The sequence below is a fragment of the Bradyrhizobium sp. genome, assembly GCF_049581145.1.
In the GTDB taxonomy this organism is placed as follows: Bacteria; Pseudomonadota; Alphaproteobacteria; order Rhizobiales; family Xanthobacteraceae; genus Bradyrhizobium.
Genome location: NZ_JBAURI010000926.1, coordinates 1 through 1,647, shown reverse-complemented (window position 1 = coordinate 1,647; position 1,647 = coordinate 1). Strand labels below are relative to the sequence as shown.

The following is a 1,647-nucleotide window of genomic DNA, read 5'->3' as shown; positions in this document are numbered from 1 at the left end:
CGCCGGGACCGGCCAGCCGCATCGCGCCATAACCCATGCGGTTCACGGTGCGGTCGCCGAGCTTGAAAGTGGAGGAACGGGCCATGACGGACATCTTCAGTCTCCGATCGGTTGCGGCGATCCGGCCGTTGTCGTCCTGCCGGGAATTCGCTATCCCTATTTATGAAGAATCCTTCAGGTTTGGAATTCGCATATGGCCGGGCAGGCGCAAAACGCCTTTGAACCGCGGAAATCGCCGGTCCAGGCGCGATCGACCGTCACCGTGCAGGCGATTTACGAGGCGACCATTCAGGTTCTGCTCAGCCAGGGCGCCGAACGGCTGACCACGACGCGCGTCGCCGAGCGGGCCGGCGTCTCGGTGGGAACGCTGTACCAGTACTTTCCGAACAAGCAGTCGCTGCTGTTTGCCGTTCTCGAAGCCCATATCGAGAAGGTGGCGGAGACGATGCAGACGACCTGCGCGCACGCACGCGGCAAGCCGCTGGCGGAGATGGTCAAGCAGGTGGTTGAAGCGTTTGTCGACGTGAAAATGCAACGTGCCGATATTTCAGCGGCGCTGTACCGCATCGCCGCGGATATCGACGGGCCCGCGCTGATCCAGCGCGCGGCGCTGCGCATGCAAAAGGCGTTTGCGGCGGCGCTGCGGACGGCGCCGGACGCCGTGCTGCGCCAGGAGGAGTTTGCGATCCAGATGATGTTTGCGGCGATGGCGGGCGTGATGCGATCGGTGCTGGAGGGTGGCGCTTCAAAGGCGATGGTGGAGAAGCTGCGGCATCACCTCGTGCTGCTGTGCCAGTCTTATCTGGCGGCCACAGCGCAAACACGCCCGCGGCGATGATCCTTGTTCTGTCGCATGATGGTGCGAGCAGATGGCGAACCGGGCGCGCCGGCGGTGCCGCAAACTCCGTCATCGCGAGCGTCAGCGACGCAATCCATCGCGCCGCGGAGAAGGTGCGGATTGCTGATCGCAGGGGCTGCTCGCGATGACGGAGGATAACCACGCGCCTGCAAAGGTTACGAAAATTTTAGCCCGCCGGCCGGTCGCGATGGCGGGTGGTGGAAGCTGGTTTGTCTAGGATGGCCCCCTGACTGATTCTTGCCGGGTTCTGCCGAGTTCCTGCCGACTGATTCTTGCCGAGGGTCCGACCGTGAGCACGAGCGCGTCAGCCGTCCAGGAGACCGAGCCCCTCACATCGCCAGCGGCCGGGCGCGATGCGGCAGGCCCGGACTCCGCCGATTCTCCAAGTGCGGATTCTCCAAGTGCGGATTCTCCAAGCGCCGAATCTCCCAGCGCAATGCTCGCCCGCCTGCACGCCAGGCTCGGCGATGCCCATTTGCAGCGCGGCCATCCCCATCTTGCGGCCGGCAACTACCAGGTCGCGCTGCGGCTCGCTCCCCACCTCACGTCGTCCTGGTGCAATCTCGGCGATGTGCGTCTGAGGACCGGCAAGGCAACGGACGCCATCCCGCTTTATCGCCAGGCGCTGAAGCTGACGCCGGCGCATTGGGAGGCGCGCACGGGGCTGGTCGAGGCCTTGATGGCGACCAGGCAATATCCGGCGGCCAGGGCGCTGCTGCAGGACCTGCTCGCGGAACGGCCTCAGGACGGCCAGCTTCGGCATCAGCTCGGCAAGGTCTGCTTCGCGC

Annotated in this window: 2 protein-coding genes and 1 pseudogene; 2 read left to right on the top strand and 1 reads right to left on the bottom strand. The window is 65.1% G+C overall.

Annotation, left to right across the window (positions count from 1 at the left end; genetic code table 11):
• A pseudogene (locus WCB02_RS30405) lies at positions 1 to 94 on the bottom strand (oxidoreductase); the annotation flags it as partial.
• Positions 95 to 193: 99 nt separating this feature from the next.
• Here WCB02_RS30405 and WCB02_RS30400 point away from each other — a divergent pair.
• Both WCB02_RS30400 and WCB02_RS30395 read left to right on the top strand, forming a co-directional pair.
• Positions 194 to 838, top strand: a complete 645-nt coding sequence (locus WCB02_RS30400; protein ID WP_423963830.1) for a TetR/AcrR family transcriptional regulator — start codon at positions 194 to 196, stop codon at positions 836 to 838.
• Between the two features lie 457 nt (positions 839 to 1,295).
• On the top strand, positions 1,296 to 1,647 hold a 352-nt coding region (locus WCB02_RS30395), incomplete at its 3' end, for a tetratricopeptide repeat protein (RefSeq protein WP_423963828.1).